Source organism: Mangrovibacterium sp. (assembly GCF_041596335.1).
In the GTDB taxonomy this organism is placed as follows: domain Bacteria; phylum Bacteroidota; class Bacteroidia; order Bacteroidales; family Prolixibacteraceae; genus Mangrovibacterium.
Map to the genome: position 1 here is coordinate 115,769 of NZ_JBFHIT010000006.1, position 22,834 is coordinate 138,602.

At 43.6% G+C, this 22,834-nt stretch carries 16 protein-coding genes and 2 tRNA genes; 8 read left to right on the forward strand and 10 right to left on the reverse strand.

Annotation, left to right across the window (positions count from 1 at the left end; all coding sequences use genetic code 11):
- Window positions 1–37 precede the first annotated feature (37 nt).
- Window positions 38–1,351, forward strand: coding sequence for a hypothetical protein (locus ABZD21_RS04135; protein ID WP_372773099.1), 1,314 nt, complete (start codon window positions 38–40; stop codon window positions 1,349–1,351).
- Window positions 1,352–1,430: 79 nt separating this feature from the next.
- On the opposite strand, the gene ABZD21_RS04140 is transcribed toward ABZD21_RS04135, so the two are convergent.
- Window positions 1,431–2,762 (reverse strand): PhoH family protein, encoded by a 1,332-nt coding sequence (locus tag ABZD21_RS04140; protein ID WP_372773100.1) that lies wholly within the window; start codon window positions 2,760–2,762, stop codon window positions 1,431–1,433.
- Between the two features lie 129 nt (window positions 2,763–2,891).
- Here ABZD21_RS04140 and ABZD21_RS04145 point away from each other — a divergent pair, with 129 nt between their 5' ends.
- From ABZD21_RS04145 to ABZD21_RS04155, 3 genes are all read left to right on the forward strand, one after another.
- Window positions 2,892–4,193: a folylpolyglutamate synthase/dihydrofolate synthase family protein gene (locus ABZD21_RS04145; protein WP_372773102.1), complete on the forward strand. Its 1,302-nt coding sequence runs from the start codon at window positions 2,892–2,894 to the stop codon at window positions 4,191–4,193.
- 86 nt (window positions 4,194–4,279) lie between these two features.
- Window positions 4,280–4,354: transfer RNA gene (locus ABZD21_RS04150), tRNA-Val, on the forward strand.
- A gap of 104 nt (window positions 4,355–4,458) precedes the next feature.
- Window positions 4,459–4,533 (forward strand) — tRNA-Val (locus ABZD21_RS04155).
- 142 nt (window positions 4,534–4,675) lie between these two features.
- On the opposite strand, the gene ABZD21_RS04160 is transcribed toward ABZD21_RS04155, so the two are convergent.
- The gene (locus ABZD21_RS04160; RefSeq protein WP_372773103.1) at window positions 4,676–6,967 is read right to left on the reverse strand and encodes an NADP-dependent malic enzyme; all 2,292 of its coding nucleotides are present in this window, start codon (window positions 6,965–6,967) and stop codon (window positions 4,676–4,678) included.
- Window positions 6,968–7,240: 273 nt separating this feature from the next.
- Here ABZD21_RS04160 and ABZD21_RS04165 point away from each other — a divergent pair, with 273 nt between their 5' ends.
- A complete protein-coding gene (locus ABZD21_RS04165; protein ID WP_372773105.1) occupies window positions 7,241–7,891 on the forward strand; it encodes an HAD family hydrolase in 651 nt (216 codons plus the stop codon).
- A gap of 17 nt (window positions 7,892–7,908) precedes the next feature.
- Here ABZD21_RS04165 and ABZD21_RS04170 read toward each other — a convergent pair whose 3' ends face one another.
- The 4 genes from ABZD21_RS04170 to ABZD21_RS04185 all read right to left on the reverse strand — a co-directional run bounded on the left by ABZD21_RS04170 (window position 7,909) and on the right by ABZD21_RS04185 (window position 10,630).
- The gene (locus ABZD21_RS04170) at window positions 7,909–8,178 is read right to left on the reverse strand and encodes a hypothetical protein (RefSeq protein WP_372773107.1); all 270 of its coding nucleotides are present in this window, start codon (window positions 8,176–8,178) and stop codon (window positions 7,909–7,911) included.
- Window positions 8,179–8,334: 156 nt separating this feature from the next.
- Window positions 8,335–8,775, reverse strand: coding sequence for a hypothetical protein (locus ABZD21_RS04175; RefSeq protein ID WP_372773109.1), 441 nt, complete (start codon window positions 8,773–8,775; stop codon window positions 8,335–8,337).
- A 156-nt stretch (window positions 8,776–8,931) separates the two neighbouring features.
- On the reverse strand, window positions 8,932–9,564 hold the full coding sequence (locus ABZD21_RS04180; protein ID WP_372773125.1) for an NAD-dependent epimerase/dehydratase family protein: 633 nt from the start codon (window positions 9,562–9,564) through the stop codon (window positions 8,932–8,934).
- A complete protein-coding gene (locus ABZD21_RS04185) occupies window positions 9,449–10,630 on the reverse strand; it encodes an NAD-dependent epimerase/dehydratase family protein (RefSeq protein WP_372773111.1) in 1,182 nt (393 codons plus the stop codon). Before ABZD21_RS04185 ends, ABZD21_RS04180 begins: the two co-directional genes overlap by 116 nt.
- Before the next feature lie 398 nt (window positions 10,631–11,028).
- Between ABZD21_RS04185 and acs the strand changes: the two genes are divergently transcribed.
- The 3 genes from acs (at window position 11,029) to ABZD21_RS04200 (ending at window position 17,702) form a co-directional block, all read left to right on the forward strand.
- Window positions 11,029–12,942: an acetate--CoA ligase gene (gene acs / locus ABZD21_RS04190; protein ID WP_372773113.1), complete on the forward strand. Its 1,914-nt coding sequence runs from the start codon at window positions 11,029–11,031 to the stop codon at window positions 12,940–12,942.
- A gap of 274 nt (window positions 12,943–13,216) precedes the next feature.
- Window positions 13,217–16,684 (forward strand): hypothetical protein, encoded by a 3,468-nt coding sequence (locus ABZD21_RS04195; RefSeq protein WP_372773115.1) that lies wholly within the window; start codon window positions 13,217–13,219, stop codon window positions 16,682–16,684.
- A gap of 100 nt (window positions 16,685–16,784) precedes the next feature.
- Window positions 16,785–17,702, forward strand: a complete 918-nt coding sequence (locus tag ABZD21_RS04200) for a putative 2-dehydropantoate 2-reductase (RefSeq protein WP_372773117.1) — start codon at window positions 16,785–16,787, stop codon at window positions 17,700–17,702.
- Window positions 17,703–17,756: 54 nt separating this feature from the next.
- On the opposite strand, the gene ilvC is transcribed toward ABZD21_RS04200, so the two are convergent.
- From ilvC to ilvB, 4 genes are all read right to left on the reverse strand, one after another.
- Window positions 17,757–19,232 carry a ketol-acid reductoisomerase gene (gene ilvC / locus ABZD21_RS04205; protein ID WP_372773119.1) on the reverse strand — a complete coding sequence of 492 codons (1,476 nt, stop codon included), beginning with the start codon at window positions 19,230–19,232 and terminating at the stop codon, window positions 17,757–17,759.
- A gap of 253 nt (window positions 19,233–19,485) precedes the next feature.
- A complete protein-coding gene (locus tag ABZD21_RS04210; RefSeq protein WP_372773120.1) occupies window positions 19,486–20,376 on the reverse strand; it encodes an AraC family transcriptional regulator in 891 nt (296 codons plus the stop codon).
- Between the two features lie 71 nt (window positions 20,377–20,447).
- Window positions 20,448–20,990 carry an acetolactate synthase small subunit gene (ilvN, locus tag ABZD21_RS04215; RefSeq protein ID WP_372773121.1) on the reverse strand — a complete coding sequence of 181 codons (543 nt, stop codon included), beginning with the start codon at window positions 20,988–20,990 and terminating at the stop codon, window positions 20,448–20,450.
- An 18-nt stretch (window positions 20,991–21,008) separates the two neighbouring features.
- A complete protein-coding gene (gene ilvB / locus ABZD21_RS04220; RefSeq protein WP_372773123.1) occupies window positions 21,009–22,706 on the reverse strand; it encodes a biosynthetic-type acetolactate synthase large subunit in 1,698 nt (565 codons plus the stop codon).
- Window positions 22,707–22,834 lie beyond the last annotated feature (128 nt).

The following is a 22,834-nucleotide window of genomic DNA, read 5'->3' on the forward strand; positions in this document are numbered from 1 at the left end:
TTTTGGGGAATGATTTATTCATTTAAAACTTAGACCAATGAAAGCAAAATTAATAGGAATATTATTCGTGATTGTTGCAACACTGAGTGTTTCAGCACAAAACTATAGCGTTAGAGCCGTAGGATATGATATTAGTGATAACCTGGACCTGGAAGCTGTTTCGTACCTTTTTGGCGAATCCCGCGACTTGCAGGACTTTGAATATCGACTGAATGATCCACAAATGCAGATCTCAAATCTGGACTTGAATCAAGACGGATGGGTTGATTATCTTCGGGTGGTTGAGGTGTATGAGTATGGCATTCATTTGGTAACCATACAGGCTGTGTTGGATCAGGATATTTATCAGGATGTTGCAACCATCGATGCCGGGCAGATTAAGGGTGGAAATTACTACGTGCAGGTTGTCGGTGATCCGTATTTGTACGGGCCAAACTACATTATTGAACCGACCTATGTGCGGGTGCCTTTGATATTCTCTTGGTTCTTTCGCCCGAACTATGTTGTTTGGCATTCACCCTATTATTGGGGATATTATCCGTCGCGATATAAACATTATCGTTGTTTGCCGACTTTCAATTACCATCGGAATTTGCATGTTCATATTGATTATCATGTGAATACCTATCATTATAGTACGGTGCGCCGAAACACGCTGGCTGTTGAGCTACATCGTAAGGTGTATCGCAATGACTATGCGCAACGACATCCGAGCAAATCATTTTCGTCGCGGAATACCGGTTATTCCAATAAATATGAGCTAAGTCGAAGTCGTTCGGTATCGGAATCGCGGGGAGATCGGAGGCCAACCGGTCAGGCAACTTATAATAGTGGATCCCGTTCAGGTTCCTCAAGGAGTGTTTCGTCCCGTTCGGATGCTTATCGGGGAACATCAGAGACCAAAAGTGCTCGTATTTCAACTACCCAGCCCAATAGTAGCCAACGGAAGGGGTCTGATGTGAACTACAACCGGAGTAGTGGCCAATCGCAAGTAAAAAGCGGAACAAAATCGGTTGGGCGTTCCCCCGCCAGTGCTAATACAAGCCGTTCTGTTTATCAACCAGGTAGTACTTCTAAATCCGCAACTGGTTCCGGTTCGAAACAGCAATTTGAGGTCAGGAGCAGCCGATCCTCGAGTACGAATAATTCCACCTACAGGTCGACTCAGCAACCCAAAGTAGAATCAAGCTCAAGCCGAAGTGCGAAAAGCAACAGTGTAAGCCGAAGCGCCAATTCGTCGGGCCGATCGGTTGCCAAACAATCTTCAATATCCAGAAAAGCGGAAAGCTCTAGCACCACGAAGTCTGGCACGGTGAGTACGAAGAAATCAGAAAGAAGTAAAAGAAGGTAAGCGAATTGATGTTAAATAGTAAAGCCCGAGGATGTGAAATGACCTCGGGCTTTTATTATTATTATCGTTGAATTCTTTTTTACAATAAATCGCTGGCAAGTTCTGCTAAATAGCTTCGTTCGCCTTTCACCAAATTCACGTGAGAGAAAAGATCTTGCTTTCGCATTCGGTCTGTCATGTAGGCTAACCCGTTCGATTTCATATCCAGATAGGGTGAGTCGATCTGTTGAAGGTCGCCGGTAAAAACCATTTTCGTTCCTTCACCTGCACGGGTGATGATTGTCTTAATCTCGTGCGGAGTCAGGTTTTGAGCTTCGTCAACTATAAAAAAGGCATTCGATAAACTGCGGCCACGAATGTAGGCCAATGGAGTAATGATAAGTCGTTCTTCTTTCAATAACTCATCAATTTTCTGATACTCCTGACTTCTTGGATTGAAAGCGTGTTTAATGACCGTAAGATTGTCGAATAACGGTTGCATATAAGGGCTAATTTTCTCGGTCGCATCGCCGGGAAGGTAACCCAAGTCGCGGTTGCTGAGTGCCACAATCGGGCGAGCCAGCAATATTTGCTCGTACATTTTGTTTTGTTCCAGCGCGGCAGCCAGAGCCAAGAGGGTTTTCCCTGTTCCGGCCTTTCCGGTCAGCGAAAGTAGTTTGATATCCGGATTCAATAACGAATTCAGGCTGAACGTTTGTTCCGCATTACGGGGTTTAATACCATATGCGACTTTTTTTTCGACTCGAACCATGCGTTGTGTCGCTGCTTCGTATCGGGCTAAAACACTCGATTTGTTTCCTTTTAAAATGTAGTATTCATTTGGGATTGGAGCATCTTTGAGGCCGGCATCAGCAAAAGAGAAAAAGCCATCGTTGTAAAGCGTGTCGATGAGATCGTCTTTAAAGCTGTCTACTTCGGTAACTGATTTCTCAAAAACCTGAGGATCTTTAATTTTATCATTTTCATAATCTTCAGAATGAATGCCCAGTGATTTGGCTTTCATACGCAGATTAATATCCTTGCTTACCAGAATGGTGGGTCGTTTCGGATTTTCTTTGGTGTAAAACTCGGCGACAGCCAGGATACGGTGATCCGGAATATCTTCTTTGAACGACTGTATCATCGTGTCGGAGAAGGGCTTGCCTGTTGCGATGATCAGTTTACCCAACTCAGGACTTAGCTGAATTCCGCCATTAAATAGCTTCTCTCCGACAATGTCATCCAGCACACGCACAAACTCACGTGCCTGAAAATTGATTGGATCATTTCCCTTCTTAAATTTATCCAATTCTTCCAAAACCGTCAATGGAACGACGATATCGTTATCTTTGAACTGGTAAATGCAATTGTGGTCGTGTAAGATCACATTGGTATCCAACACGAAAATCTTGGTTTGTTTGTGGCCTGCCATAAGCTTATATTTTAGTGTCTGTGTTTACAATGTAGGAAAAATCAACGATTCAGGGAGAGATAAAAGCCAAAAGATGCCATGCAGTTATCGACACTTGTTGGTAAGTGGGTTTAAGTGATTGATTGAGAAATGAAAAGCTATCAGGAAATTTTAGATTATTTGTACAGCCAGCTGCCAATGTTTCAGCGGTCTGGTGCTGCCGCCTATAAAAACACCTTGGGAAATACCTTGGTTTTAGATGAAGTATGGGGACATCCGCATCGGAGTTTTAAAACAATTCATGTGGCCGGAACAAACGGCAAAGGTTCTACATCGCATATGCTGGCTTCCGTTTTGCAGGAGGCCGGATATAAAGTTGGACTGTATACTTCTCCGCATTTGGTTGACTTTCGCGAGCGTATTCGGGTTGATGGAAACATGATTTCGGAAGAAGCGGTGGTCGCCTTTGTCAGCGATTTTGAAGCGAAAAACAGAACATTGGGCCTCGAACCTTCCTTTTTCGAGATCACCGTTGCCATGGCTTTTTGGTATTTTCAGCTCACGAAGGTTGATGTGGCAGTTGTTGAGGTTGGTCTTGGCGGTCGCCTCGATTCAACCAATATTATTACTCCCGAGTTAGCATTGATCACCAATATTAGCCTGGACCATACGGCTTTGCTTGGCGGGACTATTCAGCAGATTGCGGCGGAAAAGGCAGGGGTAATTAAACCGGATATTCCGGTGGTAGTCTCGGAAAGTAGTTCGGAATATGATTCTGTTTTTGTTGAAAAAGCAAAATCAGTTGGAGCAGCAATCTCTTTTGCCGATCAGGAATATGAAGCGGCTTATGGTTTTTTGCTTGCAAATGGAAGGCAAACCTTCAATTTTAGTAAAAACGGAAAGCTTATTTACCAGAATTTGCAAAGCGATTTACTCGGTAGCTACCAGCGCAAGAACGTAGCCGGTGTTTTGAAGGTGATTGATTTGTTGGTTGAAAAAGGATGGAACATTAGTTTGCAAGCGATCTATGGTGGGATGAGCAAGGTTCGGGAAAATACCGGTTTGAGAGGGCGATGGGAGATTGTTGGAGCCAACCCAATGGTGGTATGCGATACGGGGCACAATGAGGCAGGCATTCGTCAGGTTGTTGAGCAAATTAAGCAAACAGCCTGGAGAGAATTGTATGTGGTGATCGGTATGGTCAACGATAAGAGTTTGGATGGTGTTTTGGAGCTTCTACCTAAAGAAGCGCATTACATTTTTACCCAAGCTTCCATTCCGCGGGCGCTGGATGCAGGTGAATTATGTCGGAAAGCAAAGCAAAAAGGACTAAACGGGCAGGTTATTGCCGATGTGAAGATGGCCGTAGCAGAAGCGTTGAAATTAGCTAATCCCAATGATTTTGTGTTTGTTGGCGGTAGTACGTTTGTAGTCGCTGATTATTTTTCTTAAAATATTTTCATTTTCTTTTTGGAAGAAGAAAAAAGCATTTATATTTGCAACGCCTTTCCAGAAAGGACACACGTTCTACAGAAATCGGGCGGTTAGCTCAGTTGGTTCAGAGCATCTGGTTTACACCCAGAGGGTCGGGGGTTCGACTCCCTCACCGCCCACTACGGCGGAATACTTCAGTCAGTGTTCCGTTTTTTTATCCAAATTAAAATTGGATGACTGAAAGCTTTCTCAAGCTTAAAATGAGAGACGTTCAACATATTTCGGGCGGTTAGCTCAGTTGGTTCAGAGCATCTGGTTTACACCCAGAGGGTCGGGGGTTCGACTCCCTCACCGCCCACTTCAAAGAGGAATACTTGCAAAAGTGTTCCTCTTTTTTTTGCTTTTCAGCTGGCTATAAAAGCCGACAGCCTGAAGAAATGAATTTCTGCTCAGGCTGTCGACTTTTAAATGGCTTCGTTTCGGTCGTCTATTCAACGATTCTATAGAATTCCGGCTTCTTTTTCGTTCGTAAAAATGGCGTCCAGTACAGCAATGGTCGACATATTGACAATTTCACGGACCGTACTTTCCATCGGAATAACGTGAACGGGTTTGTCGATGCCGAGCAGGATGGGGCCGATTATTTCGTAGCCGGAGAGTTCGTGCAATAGCTTGTGTGAGATGTTTGCTGACCCGTGATCGGGGAAAACAAGCGTGTTTACATTGCGTTCACCCCACCTGGCAAAAGGGTACTTCTCCATCCGAAGTTTTGTGTTTAAGGCAAAGTGAGCCTGAATTTCACCGTCGACAATTATCTCGGGGTGTTCATCGTGCAACAATTCAACAGCTTTGCGCGGTATCTCGGGATCTCCTTCGGCAACTGAGCCGAAAGTAGAGTGAGAAACAAGGGCGATGACTGGCTCAATATTAAACCTGCTGATCGTACGGTTTACCAGTTTCGTTATTGCTCTGAGTGCTTCAGCATCGGGATTGGGATCAATAATGGTGGTGTCGGCCAGGAAAACAGGCCCGCGTTTGGTCATGACCATGTACATACCCGCGATATGTTTTCCCCGATTATTGGTTCCGATAATTTGTTTGATCGGTCGAACGGTATCCGAGTACTTGGTTGCATAGCCTGAAACAAACGCGTCTGCATCGCCCATTTCTACCATCATGATTCCGAAGTACTCATTCGCATACATCATTCGCCGTGCTTCCTGTAGTGTTACTCCCTTGCGCTGGCGTTTTTCGAATAATGCTTGCGCATATTTTTCGCGTTGCTCGGCTCCTTCAGTTCCGTAAAATTCAAGAATAGTAGCGCCATCAATATCTAGTTTATTTTCTTTTGCCAGTTCCAGAATTCGTGATCGGTTGCCCAGTAATATTGGGGTCGCGATACCTTCCTGAATGATGGCCTGAGCCGCTTGAAGTACGTTCAGACGGCTGCCTTCAGCCAGAACCAGCCGTTTGCCCGAGTTTTGGATACGTTCGCGAATAGTCCGGATTAGCGTATTGTCGTGCCCTAGTCGCCGGTCCAGCTCGTCGCTATAGTCGTCCCAGTCGTTGATGACCTTGCGGGCGACACCTGAGTCGATCGCGGCTTTTGCCACTGCTGTCGAAATTCGTGAGATCAATCGTGGATCAAGCGGTTTTGGGATCAGATACTCACGTCCGAAACTAATTGTATTCTGGTTGTAGGCTGTTGATACAATTTCGGGAACCGGTTCTTTGGCAAGCGCAGCCAATGCTTTTACGGCTGCAATTTTCATTTCTTCATTAATGGCTTTGGCACGGACATCCAATGCGCCACGAAAAATATAAGGAAACCCGAGAACGTTATTTACTTGATTTGGGTAATCGCTGCGCCCGGTGCCAAAGATAATGTCGGGACGAGAGGCCATTGCGTTTTCGTAGGCAATTTCAGGGTCGGGGTTTGCCAGTGCAAATACAATCGGATTGTCGTTCATCGAGCGAATCATATCTTCGTTCAGGATGTCGGCAACAGAAAGGCCAAGGAACATGTCCGCTCCGCGAAGTGCTTCTTCCAACGTGTGAACATCGCGGCTGGTTGCAAAAAGTGCTTTCATTCCCGAAAGGTTTTTTCGCGTCGAATGAATTACTCCTTTGGAGTCGCACATGACCAGATTTTCGCGTTTTACTCCGAGTGAAATGTAAAGTTTTGAACAAGCAACCGCTGACGCGCCGGCTCCGTTTACAACAACGTTTACCTCATCTATTTTTTTTCCGGTAATCTCCAGTGCACTCAGAAAGGCAGCCGATGAAATAATGGCAGTGCCATGTTGGTCGTCGTGCATTACCGGAATGTCAAGTTCTGCTTTCAGCCGTTCTTCAATTTCGAAACATTCCGGAGCTTTTATATCCTCCAGATTAATTCCTCCAAAAGTCGGTGCAATTATTTTTACTGTCTCTATAAATTTCTCTACATCCATGGTGTCGAGTTCAATATCGAATACATCAATGTCGGCAAAGGTTTTGAAAAGCAAGCCTTTGCCTTCCATAACCGGTTTACCGGCCAATGCACCAATATTACCTAATCCAAGCACAGCCGTCCCGTTAGAGATAACACCAACCAGGTTTCCTTTAGCGGTATAGTTGTAGGCATCCTCCGGATTTTTTTCAATTTCGAGGCAAGGGACCGCAACTCCCGGACTGTATGCTAACGACAGATCTTGTTGTGTACTATAGGGTTTTGTAGGAATGACTTCAATCTTCCCAGGCCTTCCACTCGCGTGGTAACGCAGGGCATCTTCTTTCAATTGTTTTGACATTGGTTCTGATTTTAAGATTTCTAAAATTAGTGTTTTCCACGACATGTAGTTTGTTGTGTGTTTTTGGGATAGGTGGCTATGTGTTTGATATGTAGGTTTATGTGGGAGATTGGTTTGTTGAAGATCAAAAAGATTAACGATAAGCTAATTTTGGTCGGCTGGGGTAGTTATTATAAATAAATAATGTGGGATAAAAGTGGGGTAGTTGTAACCAACGAGAATGTTTATTTTTGCGGTACAAGCTAATTTTTAGTGAAAGTTTAAAAAGGAACAATGATGGGTTTTAAAGCTGTAATTTTCGATTTGGACGGAACGTTACTGGATACGTTGGATGATATAACCGATGCTGTAAATACGGTAATGGAGAGGCTTGGTTTTCCAATTCACGAAAAAGTAGCTGTTCGGTCATTTGTTGGCTCGGGGCTTCGTTCGTTGATGGGAAAGGCAATACCGGAATCTGAGCATTCGGAATCAGTTGTCGATTTGTGTTTTCGTGAAATGATGAATGTATACAGTGAAAATTATAAGGAGAAAACGAAGCCATATCCCGGAATTCTGAATATGCTCAATTGCCTGGTTGAGCGGAAGATCCCGATGTCGGTTTTCTCGAATAAGGCAGACGAGCTGACGAGGAAGCTGGTTGATTCGGTTTTGCCGATCAATTTTGTTTCGGTGCAGGGAATGACCACTGAAGCGCTAAAGAAGCCAAATCCGAAGGTTGCGTTGGAGCTCGCCCGAAAAATGGCAATCATGCCCGAAGAATGTGTCTATGTTGGAGATAGTGGCACCGATATGGTTACAGCAAATAATGCCGGTATGTATGCCATTGGTGTTACTTGGGGATTTCGGGACAGGGATAACCTAATTCGAAGCGGAGCAAAAAAGTTAGTTGACTCACCGGATGAAATCCTGCGTTTTTTCTGACTGATAAACGGTTGGACTTAACTATCTTTTGTATTTTTTTCAGCTTTCGATTTTAGTGGTAGGTATTTGCGGCCGACCACTTGCCCAAAAAAGAATGCGGTAAGCAGAATCGGGTAGGTATAAAGAGCAAAACCAATGTCGCTACAAATCCGGAGTAAAATAACCATCGGAACTGGCAAATGAATATACAGGAACCATTTTAGGGAATATATCTTTTCGCGGCCGCGAAGAGCGCCAAAAGGAAGATTGATTAAAAAAACGATCAGGGCAACCAAAGCAATCTTCATATTCATTCTGTTTTAGTAGTAGCTGTTTGTTTTGCGACTATTCAACGGGTGTTTAACTACCCTAATTGTCGATCTTCTTCTTTAACGATTTAAGTAATGGTAGGCGTAAAAAACACGAAAGCTTTCACCCGAACTCAGATGAAAGCTTTAGTTTATTTATCCGATAATACGCTGCCACGGAATTGCAGCCAGAATAATAATGTAAGCAATACCATAGAAAAGTAACGCTGTAGCAAATTTGGATTTGCTTTCACTTATTTTTTTGCTTTTTATTCGGCCAATATGGGCCAAGACCAGAGCAATTACCATCATGGTCAAATGTTCGACTGCGTAGAACCGAAGATCGGAGTTTTTCATTGCAGCTCCAAAATCCTGAAAGGCAGCTTTCGTTATTGGACTGACAAAGGCGTAGAGAATGAATCCGGTTAAAAATTGCAGATCCATTAAGCCGATAAAAATCCCTCCCAATATATTATCCGATTTTTCCCATGGTTTTTGTCCAAACCAACCGATAAAATACTTTAGCAAAGTAACTAATGCTGTCAATAAAATAATCCAGCGTAAGACGTCGTGAAGGTGTAAAAGTCCAGTATACATGATTGAATAATTAATTTCGATATTAACAACGCAAAAGCGATCGTTTGGTTGATCGCTTGCGACGAAGATAGCTTTTATATCTGTTAATAATTGTCAATTTAAGTACTGGGAATAGTTTCAGTAGTGGCATTTGGTCTGTTATTCAAATGCCATCAACTACTCTGCCAGTTTAAATATCTCGTCAAGCTCATATAGTTGTCGGCTATCGACAGACAGGGCTGCCTTTATCATTCCTTGCGCCACTGTTGTGCCTGAAATTGGTCGGTATTTTTTGAACACAAACCGGGTTATAAAAGGGATAATTTTTTGAGCGAGCTGCTCTCCGAATCGCTTGTTGGGCCTGTTGCCCAACAGCAAAGAGGGGCGCAGAATGCTAATTTTTCGGAATGGTAGCTGTCGTGTTTTTTCTTCCAGTTCTCCTTTTATTCGACTGTAAAACAGTTTCGAATTTGAATTAGCTCCGGCCGACGAGATCAAAATGTATTGATCGACCCCGTTTTGGGCTGCTGCTTTCGCGATTTCATACTGGTACGTAAAATCAACCAAATACTGTTTTTCCTGACTGCCGGCTGATTTAATAGTTGTTCCCATACAGGAAAAAAGTATGTCTCCCCGAACCAAGTCCTGCCAGGTTTCCGGTTGATTAAAATCGACCAGATACTCGGCTATTTTTTCATGATGGAAGCCTGTTTCCCGTCTGCTGAGAATGATAACGTTCGAAAACGTATTGTCTCGAATGAGCATTTTCATCAATTCGCTCCCAACTAATCCTGTGGCTCCGGCTATTATCGCTTTCATTATTTATAGAAATTAGCAGATCTTCAGCCAATTGGTCGATATGATCTAGAATTGTTTTTTCCAACGGTAAAAAATCGATTTGTAGGTCTTTTCGGGTATAACTATTGTCAAAGCTAAAGTCGAATCCAATATTTTCATCCACAAACCTGCTCGAATGATTTAAGAAGGGGGTTAAAAGCTTGAATAACCGATCGGTCACAAGTTTTTGTGGTGTTGTGTAGTTGGGGTAGTACTTTCGAACCACCTGTGCCACTTCGTGAAACGATGTTAGATGTGCTGCCGTTAAATGGCGGCCTGTAGTTGCCGTGTCAAAACCTGCCCGAAGATGAGCTTTTGCAACATCGCGAACATCCACGAAAGCTTGATTCTTGCATGACATGTCTTCCTCCAGTTTGCTGGAAAACAGACGGATCATAAGGTCGATGCTGGTTGATTTAATGCGCTTGTTCAGCGATGGCCCCAACATGAGTCCCGGATTGATCACTACTAAATCAAAATTGTGAAATTTTTCGCTTAGGCTCCAGGCTTCTTTCTCTGCAATTGTTTTTGCATAAGAATAGGGGTGATGATTAGGAGTACTGGTGTTGTTCCAATGCGATTCATTAATTTTACGATCACTTATCGTATTGGCTTTGCTCGAATCTCCTGCCATAGCTGAAATGCTCGACGTGAAAACGATTCGTCTAACATCTCCAGCAACATCAGCCGAAAAAAACAGATTGCGGACTCCTTGTATTGCCGGGGTAATTAATTGTTTATTACTGTCTTTAATTGAGCTGATCTGGAAAGGGTATCCGGTGTGGAAAACCAGTTCACAGGATTGAAGGGCTTCTTCATAGGAGCCTTCGTCCAGAAAGTCAGCTTCAAAAAAAACTAATTTTCCCGGCGACTGATTTTGCAGCTCTTGTAAATAGTTGTACTGTTTTTCATTTCGAATGCTGGCAACGGTGGTGTGCACTGTAAGTCCTTCTTCCAGAAGTAATTTTATTATCCAAGATGCCAGGTAGCCGGTTCCACCGGTTACCAAAACGGGTTTAGTTCGGTTAATTGTCTTCATTTTGTTCGCTTTTTTTTGAATATACCTACGCAATAGTTCAATAACACAGCACAGTAGTCATTAGAAAGTCGATGACAGAATGGCCATTCCTACTTTATTAAAGACCCTTTTAAATAAATTCGCAATTAGATTAAGCACAAGAAATCCTATTGTAAAGTAAATTATCACTTTCCTGACTGATTTCAAAATTTAAGAGGCTTATTTTGAAATAATTGTTACACGGTAGGATTGTTTAGGGCGCTGGCCCTAAGGTTTTGGTGTTTCTTGAACGTAGCGCCTTCAGCTTTAATGCATTGCTCTGAATTTTACGATTTTTTTTCTTATTTTTATTAAGTTTAAATTAGAACAAGGAGGGGCTTCTAATTTCAGACAGATTAAACCGGTAAAATAAGACTAAGATGATCAACAAAATTCACACACTGGGAGGGTATTTTCATGAATACCAAAAAAGCATGACAAATCCTGACGATTTTTGGGAACAACAGGCCGAGTGTTTGTATTGGCGAAAACGTTGGGATCGGGTGGTTGATTGGAATTTTGAAGAACCACGGATCAGTTGGTTTGTAAATGCGAAGCTAAACATTACCGAAAGCATTTTTGAGAAGAATCTTTATACTCATGGCGACAATACAGCGATTATCTGGGAGCCGAACGATCCTGGCGATAGGTCGATCACGTTAACCTACCGTGAATTGTATATGGAGGTGAACAAGTTTGCCAATAGTCTTAAAAATCTCGGAATTTGTAAGGGTGATCGTGTGGCTTTGTATATGCCTATGGTGCCTGAGTTGGCTATTGCGATACTTGCTTGCGCTCGGATTGGGGCTATTCATTCGGTTATTTTTGCGGGTTTTTCGGCTCAATCGCTGAGTGAGCGAATTAATGACGCCGGTGCGAAGGTCGTTCTAACGGCTGACGGTGGCTTTCGGGGGGCAAAAATTATTCCTCTGAAAGCGATTGCCGATGAAGCTGTTGGTAAATGTCCTGTTGTTGAAACTGTCGTCGTGCTGAGGAGAACAAATACGGACGTTGAAATGGTTGGAGGGCGAGATATTTGGTGGCACGACTTAGTTGCGGGGCAAGACGAATATTGTCCGGCAGAGGAAATGGATGCCGAAGATCCTTTGTTTATTTTGTATACATCAGGGTCGACCGGTAAACCCAAAGGCATTTTGCATACAACTGGTGGCTATATGGTTTATACAGCCTACACTTTTCGCAATGTTTTCCAGTATAGTGAGGGGGATGTCTATTTTTGCACCGCAGATATTGGGTGGATCACCGGACACTCCTATGTCGTATATGGCCCATTGCTGAATGGAGCTCAAACCCTAATGTTCGAGGGGGTTCCAACGTGGCCCGATGCAGGAAGGTTTTGGGATATTGTTGATAAACATCAGGTATCCCAGTTTTATACCGCTCCAACCGCGATTCGGTCGTTGCTATCAATGGGCAACGAATTTCTCGAGGGTAAAAAACTTGAAAGTTTAAAGGTGCTAGGTACCGTGGGAGAGCCCATTAATGAAGATGCCTGGCATTGGTATCACGACCATGTGGGTAAAAATAAATGTCCGATTGTCGATACCTGGTGGCAAACTGAGACTGGAGGTGTGTTGATTTCTCCCTTAGCCGGAATTACACCAACTAAACCTTCGTTTGCAACCCTGCCATTGCCGGGTGTGTTTCCGGTAATTGTCGATAACCAGGGCAAAGAGCTAAAAGGCAATTCAGTTGAAGGAAATCTTTGTGTAAAGTTTCCATGGCCGGGAATTGCCCGTACAATATGGGGAGATCATGAGCGGTTTTACCAAACCTATTTTTCAACGTATAAAAATTACTACTTTACAGGTGATGGTGTTCGGCGCGATGAAGACGGCTATTACCGAATTCTGGGACGAGTCGATGATGTGATAAATGTATCGGGGCACCGTCTTGGAACCGCTGAAATTGAAAATGCGATTAATGAACATCCCCTGGTGAATGAATCTGCCGTTGTTGGCTATCCGCATGCAATTAAAGGGCAAGGAATTTATGCTTTTGTTGTATGCCCCGAGTTGTCGACCGGTGGTGAAGAAGGCATTCGTCGAAGCATCAAGCAGGGAGTTACTAAGATAATTGGACCATTTGCCCGCCCTGATTTGGTGCAGATAGTACCGGGACTTCCGAAAACACGAAGCGGTAAGATTATGCGTCGTATTTTGCGCAAAATTGCGGAAGGCGATGCCACAAGTCTCGGGGATATCAGTACCCTTCTCGATGAGGAGATTGTTGAGAAAATAATTCAATCGGCACTGGTTGATGTGAAACATTGATCCGGCAGTTTTTACTCCAATTTAACACTTAAATAACAGTCATACAGACGGTGTGATCTTTGTGTTAAGACTATGTTCGCGGAGCATTCATTCTATTGCCAACATTTTTTTCTATCTATTTTTGAAGAGAAGAAAGATAATTCGCTTTCTTCAATGTAAGGCAAGAACCTATCTGTTCCAGTAACGTAAGTATCTAATAAAACTTAGGTATAAGTTGTTTGGAAAGGCAGTTTCTGAAGAATACAAATTAGTAAATTAAAATAAAACAAAAACCATGACTGTAAACAGAACCTTTGGAATTGGCTTTGATGAAAATGAGCCGGAGGTGTCAGAAAAAAAGAAGATTCAATACATCAATCTAAAACTGGCAGCCGATGGTTACCCAACCTGCAATACGGGGATCAAAACCGATTTTCTGGAGATTGCAAAACCATTATTGAATAATTATAACATTAAGTCAAGTTTGTTATCCAATAATGCCTCACCTATGGGGATGAGAATACGAAGTTTTCTGGAAGATTATTTAAGTGATGTTCCTGGAGATAATTCGATCAATTTCCCTCAGAAGCCATTTATTCTCGATCGTCACGGCTTAGCGCGGATTATTTCAATCCCACCGGGAGCCGACTACTACGAGACGGATATTATTAAGACATACCGCACCGCTCAAGGAGTTTTAAACAACCCCAAAGAAGACCGCCGTACGACAAAAGGCGTTTTCCATATTGCTGAGGGAGGGTTGCCAATTCCGGATGACAAGAAAGCTGTTCCGAAAGCGACTTTTTGCAAGTTGCTTCAAAAAGCGCTGGATCCGCCAAAAGAATTTATGACCTTGCCTTTTACAGCAAATCAGGAACAAACGGCAGACTTGTTTGTCAGCTTGATGCTGAGACCAATCGTTGTTCCGGAAGTTCCGGGAGTTATTCGCGAAAAATCAATGGAAATTGCGTTTCTGGCACCGGGAAGCTTAGTCTCGAACCTTGATTTCGTCGAATCAATTTTTGGCAATGCCGGAGATCCGTTTTTGCCGGAGAACGATGCGGCTTTATCGCCTGAACATTGGACAGGCCACACAGGATGTGTTATTCTGGCTCCTCACATGATTCAGTTGACTAAGAAAGAGCTAGGGCTGCCACATTACGACAATGCTACTGAGCGCCAACGTCGCGATAGCATGTGTTGGAAGGACGAAAATGAGAAATACAACGATGGAAGCGCCTTTAAAATCACTTGTCGCGATGAACGTGGTGTGGTGATCACTTTAATTGCAGATAACTACTACGGGTATTGTAAGAAAGAGGTGAAGACCATGATTGGTTACTCGGCGAACTTATTCGGTTATTCCGAAGAAGAACATGCCGGTGGCGCGATCGCTTTCCGCAGTTACAATCTTGGAGAGAAATTTTATATGGATGAGAGGGTTCCGGCAAACGGCTTGAACTTCGCATCATTCATCTACCAGTATGCCGATCTGTTGGAGTTGAAAAAAGAAGGTTACGCGATTGACCGGAATCACCCAAGTGTGATTTATGTTCCGGAAGACGCTGTATTCGACCTGGCGACTCAGAGCGTAAGCTGGACACAGGGAAGTACAAAACAGTCCATAAAACTACTCCCATATAAGCACTACATTTATCCGAACGGGTATAAAATTGAAATGAAGAAACGTATCGAAGGCCCCAAATGGCACTTGACCGGTACGTTTGCTGAAGGAACGTTGTGTCATAAACCATGTACCGTATCCGGTGGGGGTAAATCTGAGATCTCAAAATCGATTAAAGATGCGATGATTCAGGGATCCTACATTGTAGGTGATTTGCATGAAGATCTGGATATGGTTGAAAAAATCATGGCTCACGATTTCTCGAATCGTTTCAAAGTTCCGGCTGATTATTCCGTTAATAAGCCACGCCATATTTTAAGCCCAAAACGTTCACTGGGATCTGTTATCAAACTTTTAACTCCTTCCGATGCCTACACTGAAGAATACAACTCGTGGTTGGCATCATTGCCTCAGCGCATTAAGGTGTTGATTTATGTAATTAAAGGAAATTATACCGAAGAATGGGATGCCGACTGGCGGAAGTATTTTTCAGTTGACAAAGTAAACGGAGTTCCCGGAAATGAGCTGAAATTCAATAATAGCAAGCTACTGTCGAATTACCTCCGGGTGGGGCACGATGTTGACGGCTCTTGGCGAATTTTCTTGTTGCGTCAGGATTTCAACCCATCAGCGAAAGTGCAGGCTGAAGACGATATCACTGCTTCAATTGTTTTGGATGCGAAAAGGTTGAAGAATCTTAATCCGGAATATAAGAACCCAAGCGTGAAAATCGTGAAAAACTGTGAAGCCCGCTTGTTCCAGCGTCCTGACGATTGTATTATCAAAGGATACGATAAGCAAGGTGAAAAGGATTTATCAAGTCCGGGTACTTTTACATCGAACTTCGAGCCTCTGACTCGTGCTCAGGTGCAGGAAATTAAGGACGATGCCATTGGTTTTGAGCTCTACACTCAGCCGGTGAAGGATTTGATCAACTCGTTTTTAGCAAACAGTAGTCCTGAGTATTTAGTGGTGCCGTCTGAACCTCGTTTGGTAAACGGAAAACCATCAAAAAACCCACGCTACCTGCAAACCCGTCCCGACCTGGTGGATCCGACTGACAAATATGTAGCTGAAATTTCAACTCGTATTTTCCGTAAGATTCCGTTGGATCAACCGTTGTATATGCCGGTAAGCGCAGTGCTTCCTGGTCGCCGGAACAATCCTGCTGAACCGGAAAACAATGTACCGCCACTTGCTTTGTACAACCCAATTCACTACCAGGAATTACCCGAGTTGTTTATCGACTACATTTGCAGTATCACAGGTAAGTCGCCGTCGACTACAGGGTTTGGTTCTGAGGGTGCTCTAACCAAAGGGCCTTTCAACAACTTATTGCCTGCAGCCGATTTGAACAACGCGTTCCTTTCCTATATCTTAACCGGATACGGTGGTTTTAGTACTGCTGCCGGATATGTTGGACCAAAATACAAGGTTGACCACGATGTGAGCTTGTTGATTCCTGAGATTTGGTGTCGGATGAGTGTCGCCGAGCGTGAGCCTAAGTTCTTGATTGAGAATGGTTACCTTGAGAAAGTTGAGGATTTTGATTACAATGGCCGTAAAGTTGGCGCGAGTCTGCTAGGCTATCGGATTACAATCAACTTTGTGAAGCATTTCATGGCCCGTATCTTCAGTAAGCCTGATGCTGTATTTAGCGAAGATATGCTTCGTCCTGAATTGCAGGATATGGATATGTTTGTTGCTTCAATCGACAACTTGTCAATCACTCAGAAACGTGTCGCTGAAGGATTCCTGAAAGATGGTACAATTGAACAATTGTGTCCTCCGCTGAAAGCTTTGGTTCACATCATGATTGACGGGACTTACAAAGGGAAACCTCGTAATCATGCGGATATCCGGGCAATGTTTACTCGCGAAGCCGTATTGAACAGCGATTGGTACAAAGAGCGATTGGTTGAAAAACAAAACCGCGATATCGCGCTGTGGACGAAAAATGTCGCCAATATGGAAGAAATCATGAGTCGCAAGAATTTCGCCGAAACTTCAGTTCGATTGGATCTTCCATCGAAATTGAAATTGGCTAAATCGAAACTTGAAACCGTAAGTAAACCATCTTACCTGGATGAGTTGAAAGGTTCATTGGGCGTTGATCCGATGAAACCAATAGCAGAATAATTTTATTCATGATAGGAATGGGAGGGAGCTAAAATAGCTCCCTCTCTTTTTTTAAATCGATGCATTCCATGTTTAATAGTTAAAATTTGATTCAAACGATATGTCATTAAATTATGCCGTGGTTGGAACCGGTGCACTAGGTGGGTATTACGGGTCGAAATTGGCCAGATCTGGGAAATCCGTTCACTTTTTATTGAACTCGGATTTTGAGTACGTGAAGCAACATGGGCTTCGGATCGAGTCGGTGCAGGGAAATTTCAACTTAAACGATGTGCAAGCGTATCGTAGCGCAACGGAGATGCCCAAAGTTGATGTTGTTTTGGTGTGCCTGAAAACGACCAATAATTATTTGCTGGAAGAATTGCTTCCACCATTGTTGCATTCGGCGAGTCTTGTTATTTTAATTCAGAATGGGCTGGGCGTTGAAAGTAAGCTGGCGGAACAGTTCCCGAACTTGCAAATTGCCGGAGGTTTGGCCTTTATTTGTTCCAACAAAACAGCCCCCGGGCATATCCGGCATCTCGATCTTGGGAAGCTAATTCTAGGTTCGTTTAATTTGACTGATTTAAAGGTGCTGCAACAGGTAGTCTCTGATTTTCAGGACGCGGAAGTGCCTTGTCAATTCGCAGAGGATTTATACTTTGCGCGCTGGCAAAAGCTGGTATGGAACGTCCCTTTCAATGGGTTGGCAGTTGTTCTTAATTCGACAACTGATCGGATTATGGCGCAGGAAGAAAGTCGCCGGTTGGCGCAGGAAATTATGTATGAGATTGTTGATGGAGCAATCGCGTGCGGTGTTAATTTGTCGCACGAATATGCGGATGAAATGTTGGCAATGACAGCAAAGATGCCACCATACGCACCAAGTATGAAACTCGATTTTGATTTAAAACGCCCGATGGAAGTTCATGCGATTTATTCGGAGCCGATTAATGATGCGGCGTCGAATGGGTTTGAGATGAAAAAAGTGGCCGTGCTCGAGAAGCAGTTGCACTTTTACAATACAAAACGCCGGTAATTAAGAGAGGCCGCCCTTTGGGGGCAGCCTCGTCATATTGTATCGTTTGATTTCTTATACAATTTTCTTCATGGCAGTCATCGACTCGCGCAGCTCGTAACCAATAAGTTCCACCGGGTGGAAACGAATGATTTCGTTTACTGCGATCAGTTGTTTGTTGTCAACACCATTGTCTGATCCTTCACCGTAGGTTTCTCCAATTACATCTGTTTCAATTGTTTTCATGAAATCAGTCAACAGCGGCTTGCACGCATGGTCGAACAGGTAGCAACCATATTCAGCAGTGTCGGAAATTACCCGGTTCATTTCGAACAGTTTTTTGCGGGCAATTGTATTTGCAATCAGTGGAGTTTCGTGAAGCGACTCGTAGTAAGCAGATTCTTCTTTGATTCCCGCTTCAGTCATGGTTTCGAAAGCCAGCTCAACACCTGATTTTACGAAAGCGACCATTAGTACGCCGTTGTCGAAGAACTCTTGTTCGCTGATTTCAACGTCGCCAGCCGGAGTTTTTTCGAAAGCCGTTTCACCGGTGGCAGCACGCCATGTCAACAGGTTTTTGTCATCGTTCGCCCAGTCTTCCATCATTGTACTTGAGAACTCGCCGCTCATAATGTCATCCATGTGTTTTTGGAACAATGGGCGCATAATGCGTTTTAGTTCTTCTGACAATTCGAAGGCTTTAATTTTTGCAGGATTCGACAAACGATCCATCATGTTGGTGATACCACCATGTTTCAAAGCCTCGGTGATTACTTCCCAGCCATATTGAATTAGTTTTGACGCGTATCCGGCTTCAATTCCTTTTTCAATCATTTTGTCGAACGACAAGATTGAACCGGTTTGCAACAAACCGCAAAGGATTGTTTGCTCGCCCATCAAGTCTGATTTTACTTCGGCTACGAAAGATGAACGCAATACACCCGCGCGGTCGCCACCAGTGGCAACACAATAAGCTTTCGCAATTTCCAGTCCGTCGCCATTTGGATCGTTTTCAGGGTGAACAGCAATCAGGGTTGGAACACCAAACCCACGTTTGTACTCTTCACGAACTTCCGAGCCCGGAGATTTTGGAGCAACCATGACAACCGTAATATCTTTGCGGATTTGCATGCCTTCTTCTACGATATTGAATCCATGAGAATACGACAATGCAGCGCCTTTTTTCATTAATGGCATTACCGCGCTAATCACACTCGTGTGTTGCTTGTCCGGAGTCAGGTTGATAACCAAGTCGGCAGTTGGAATCATTTCTTCGTAGGTGCCCACTTTGAATCCGTTTTCTGAAGCGTTTTTATACGATTGACGTTGTTCTTTGATTGCAGCCTCACGCAAGGTGTATGAAATGTCCAAACCGCTGTCGCGCATATTCAATCCTTGGTTCAATCCTTGTGCACCGCAACCAACGATAACGATTTTTTTACCTTCCAGTTTTTTTACACCATCTGCAAATTCAGCTTTGTCCATAAATTCGCATGTTCCCAATTGTTCCAATTGTAAACGCAAAGGAAGCGTGTTGAAATAGTTTGCCATTTTTTTTGAGTATTTAATAGTTATAATTTAAGTCTGTGCTTCAATTTTTGTCCTCGTGTACGGGAGGACATTTTTATTTTCAAAAATACAAGTACAAAGCAAAAGAATTCCCGGAATAAAGCCGAGTAAAAAAGCGTGTATTTTTGGTAATTTTCATGGATTGTATGATGTGCGTTCTCTTTTGTTCGTTATTTCGGTTTAGATGTCAGTTGTTTACGCTTGTTTTTAGGTTCGGTTCGAATGGTATTTTTATTTATCGGGCTGTCGCGCTGTTTCGATATTGTAGCGGTGAATAGCCACTTTCACGTTTGAAAAATTTTGTGAAATACGATTGGTCCTCAAAGTGCAACTGATGGGCGATTTCAGCGACTGATAAATTGGTGTGTACCAGTAGGCGTTTGATCTCAAGAATTTGTTTGGCTTTGATCACCTGGCTCGAGGTTTTTCCCGTCAGCATTTTTACGGTTTGTGTGAGGTGGTTTGGTGTAACTGCCAGCAAGCCGGCATATTCTTTCAACGACAAATTTTGATGGTTGTTTTCTTCAACCAGATGGTAAAACTGTTTCACCAGAATATGTCCTTTGCCTTTGGTGGTCATATTTTCCGATGTCTTGTAACGGCTGCTGCAGGTCATTAAAATAAGGTCGAGCAGCGATCGAAGCAAATCCAGTTTAATAGTTTCGTTGTGATGTAGTTCGTTGATACTGCGCCGGAACAATTCTTCCAAAAAACGAATGTCGGCCGATTGATCCAGAATTAAAGGGGGGTTATCCTGCTTCAAATTGTAAAAGAAAGGGAATTCGATGAGGCTGTTCTGGTTACTTCGGTTTGCCAGATAAAAATCGGCTGTGAAAATGAAAATATAACCTTCAATATCGTGCGAAAACTCTATTTTGTGCGCCTGTCCGGGCGACATGAAAAACACACTGGGTGGTTTGATATCGTATCGGTTTCCATCGATTACATGAAATCCGGAGCCCTTCAATAAGTACAATACTTCGAAAAAATCGTGACGATGTGGGTATTTCACACTGAAGTGTCGTTTGGCATCAAACACTTCAACCTGAAATTGTTGACTTTTACGTTCGTTCGAACTGAAATTGTCGAGACTGTATACCGGTAGATGTTCTTTGATAGAATCCATTAGACAATTCGGTAAACGTTAGTGAGGGTTCGACCCAAAGTCAAGCCCTCACTAAAATGCTATTGATGGTTTTAGTCCATTGACTGGAGCAGTGCATCGCGTTCTTTAAGGAATTCCGACAGGCGCTCAATGGGGTCGCGTGTGATGGCAATCCGGCCAGAGCGGATAAATTGCAATACGCCGAACTGAGAGAGGTCTTCAAACATTTTTTGTGTCTCTGTTTTGTGTCCGGTTTTTTCAATCACGGTAAATTCGCGTGTAATTTCCAGAATTCGGGCACCCGATTGGCGAACTAACTGTTCTATTTTGTCGCTTTCGTACAGTGCTTCAGTTGGAACTTTATACAGTGCCAACTCCTGATAAACCATTTCGTCGTTGGTGTGGTAAAAAGCTTTCAGTACTTCAACTCCTTTTTCAACTTGGGCAACCACTTTTTTTACACGGTCTTCAGTTTCATTAATCACAATCGTGAATTTTGAAATGCCCTGAATTGCTGATGCAGAAACGGTTAAGCTCTCGATATTTATTTTTCGGCGTGTGAAATTGATGGTCAGTCGATTGAGCAGGCCGATATGGTTTTCCGAATAAACGGTGATGATAAATTCTTGTTTCATAATAACTTTCTTTAAAAATTAAGCTTCAAGAATGATGTCAGAAACCGAAGCTCCTGCCGGTACCATTGGGAATACGTTGTCTTCTTTCTCGCAAACAACCTCCAGTAAATATGGTCCATCGTGATCCAACATTTTCTGAATGCCGGCTTCAAGTTCCTCGCGTTTGGTTACTTTGTGTGCAGCCATTCCGAACCCATTGGTAATCATAATGAAATCGGGATTTTGCAGCTCGGTGAAAGAGTAGCGTTTCTCGAAGAACAATTCTTGCCACTGACGCACCATTCCAAGGAAGTTGTTATTCAGTAGAATGATTTTCACCGGAAGTTTATTCTGAACGATCGTCCCCAGCTCTTGCAAGGTCATTTGGAAACCACCATCGCCAACAAAGCAGCATACCGTGCGGTCTTTTGCTCCTAACTGCGCTCCCATGGCTGCCGGAACTCCGTAGCCCATTGTTCCCAGGCCGCCTGATGTTACATTGCTTTTTGAGTGGGTAAACTTGAAATATCGGGACGCGATCATTTGCTGCTGACCGACATCGGTTACCAGGATCGCTTCGTTGTTTGTTTTTTCAGATGTGATACGAACAGCTTCGCCCATCGTTAACCCTTGTTTTTCGGGGTAAACATCTTTGTTGATGACCTTTTCCTGCTCAATTTTATCGCAGTCGCGGAATTCCTGAAGCCAGGCTTCATGCTTGTTTTCCTTCACATTCAGGGTTAGCATTGGGAGTGATTTCTTTGCGCTACCCAAAACACCAACGTCTGCTTTAATGATTTTGCTTATTTCAGCCGGATCAACTTCGAGGTGAATAACTTTCGCGTTGCTGGCGTACGCGCTAACTTTCCCGGTTACCCGGTCGTCAAAACGCATGCCCACAGCAATAATCAGATCGGCTTCATTCGTTTTAATATTCGGACCATAATTTCCGTGCATTCCAAGCATTCCGACATTTAGCGGGTGATCGCTTGGTAAAGCAGAAAGGCCCAGCAAAGTCCAGGCTGCAGGAATGCCGGTTTTCTCAATGAAAGCTTTCAGCTCTTCTTCGGCATTGGCAATAATTACGCCCTGACCGAACAAAAGCAACGGTTTTTTGGCCGCATTAATTAAGTCGGCTGCTTCTTTCACTTTAAACGGATCAACCGGTTGTTCCGGAATGTACGAGCGAATTTTTGTGCATTTTTTATATTCAAAATCCAATTCCTGGAACTGAACGTCTTTCGCAATGTCAAGCAATACCGGTCCCGGACGACCCGACTGTGCGATGTAGAAAGCTTTGGCGATCGCTTCCGGAATTTCATCTACGCTGGTAATCTGGTAGTTCCACTTGGTTACCGGCATGGTAATGCCAATCACATCCGACTCCTGAAAAGCGTCGGTTCCCAAAAGGGGCGAGGCCACTTGTCCGGTAATGCAGACCAAGGGAATTGAGTCGATTTGCGCATCTGCGATACCGGTAATCAGGTTGGTTGCACCGGGGCCCGAAGTGGCAAAGCAAACGCCGGCTCGGCCAGTTACCTTGGCATATCCTTCAGCGGCATGGACAGCGCCCTGTTCGTGACGGGTTAATATGTGAGTGATTTGCTTGTCGAAATCGTAAAGGGCATCATAAATCGGCATGATTGCTCCGCCCGGATACCCAAAAATGGTATCAACACCTTCCTCCAATAAAGAAAGGATAACAGCTTGTGAACCTTTAACTCGTTTCGTTGCCATATAATTCATGTTTTATTGATTACTAGTCGATTAATCGAACTGCACCTTTGTCGGCCGATGAAACCAGGCTGGCATAGGCTTTCAGTGCTTTGCTAATATTTCGTTGGCGGTTTGTGGGTTTGAACGCG

Excerpts from the sequence above, each read along its gene's own strand:
- ABZD21_RS04135 (WP_372773099.1), top strand. The coding sequence starts at position 38 with ATGAAAGCAAAATTAATAGGAATATTATTCGTGATTGTTGCAACACTG.
- ABZD21_RS04140 (WP_372773100.1), bottom strand. The coding sequence starts at position 2,762 with ATGGCAGGCCACAAACAAACCAAGATTTTCGTGTTGGATACCAATGTG.
- ABZD21_RS04145 (WP_372773102.1), top strand. The coding sequence starts at position 2,892 with ATGAAAAGCTATCAGGAAATTTTAGATTATTTGTACAGCCAGCTGCCA.
- ABZD21_RS04160 (WP_372773103.1), bottom strand. The coding sequence starts at position 6,967 with ATGTCAAAACAATTGAAAGAAGATGCCCTGCGTTACCACGCGAGTGGA.
- ABZD21_RS04165 (WP_372773105.1), top strand. The coding sequence starts at position 7,241 with ATGATGGGTTTTAAAGCTGTAATTTTCGATTTGGACGGAACGTTACTG.
- ABZD21_RS04170 (WP_372773107.1), bottom strand. The coding sequence starts at position 8,178 with ATGAAGATTGCTTTGGTTGCCCTGATCGTTTTTTTAATCAATCTTCCT.
- ABZD21_RS04175 (WP_372773109.1), bottom strand. The coding sequence starts at position 8,775 with ATGTATACTGGACTTTTACACCTTCACGACGTCTTACGCTGGATTATT.
- ABZD21_RS04185 (WP_372773111.1), bottom strand. The coding sequence starts at position 10,630 with ATGAAGACAATTAACCGAACTAAACCCGTTTTGGTAACCGGTGGAACC.
- acs (WP_372773113.1), top strand. The coding sequence starts at position 11,029 with ATGATCAACAAAATTCACACACTGGGAGGGTATTTTCATGAATACCAA.
- ABZD21_RS04195 (WP_372773115.1), top strand. The coding sequence starts at position 13,217 with ATGACTGTAAACAGAACCTTTGGAATTGGCTTTGATGAAAATGAGCCG.
- ABZD21_RS04200 (WP_372773117.1), top strand. The coding sequence starts at position 16,785 with ATGTCATTAAATTATGCCGTGGTTGGAACCGGTGCACTAGGTGGGTAT.
- ilvC (WP_372773119.1), bottom strand. The coding sequence starts at position 19,232 with ATGGCAAACTATTTCAACACGCTTCCTTTGCGTTTACAATTGGAACAA.
- ABZD21_RS04210 (WP_372773120.1), bottom strand. The coding sequence starts at position 20,376 with ATGGATTCTATCAAAGAACATCTACCGGTATACAGTCTCGACAATTTC.
- ilvN (WP_372773121.1), bottom strand. The coding sequence starts at position 20,990 with ATGAAACAAGAATTTATCATCACCGTTTATTCGGAAAACCATATCGGC.
- ilvB (WP_372773123.1), bottom strand. The coding sequence starts at position 22,706 with ATGGCAACGAAACGAGTTAAAGGTTCACAAGCTGTTATCCTTTCTTTA.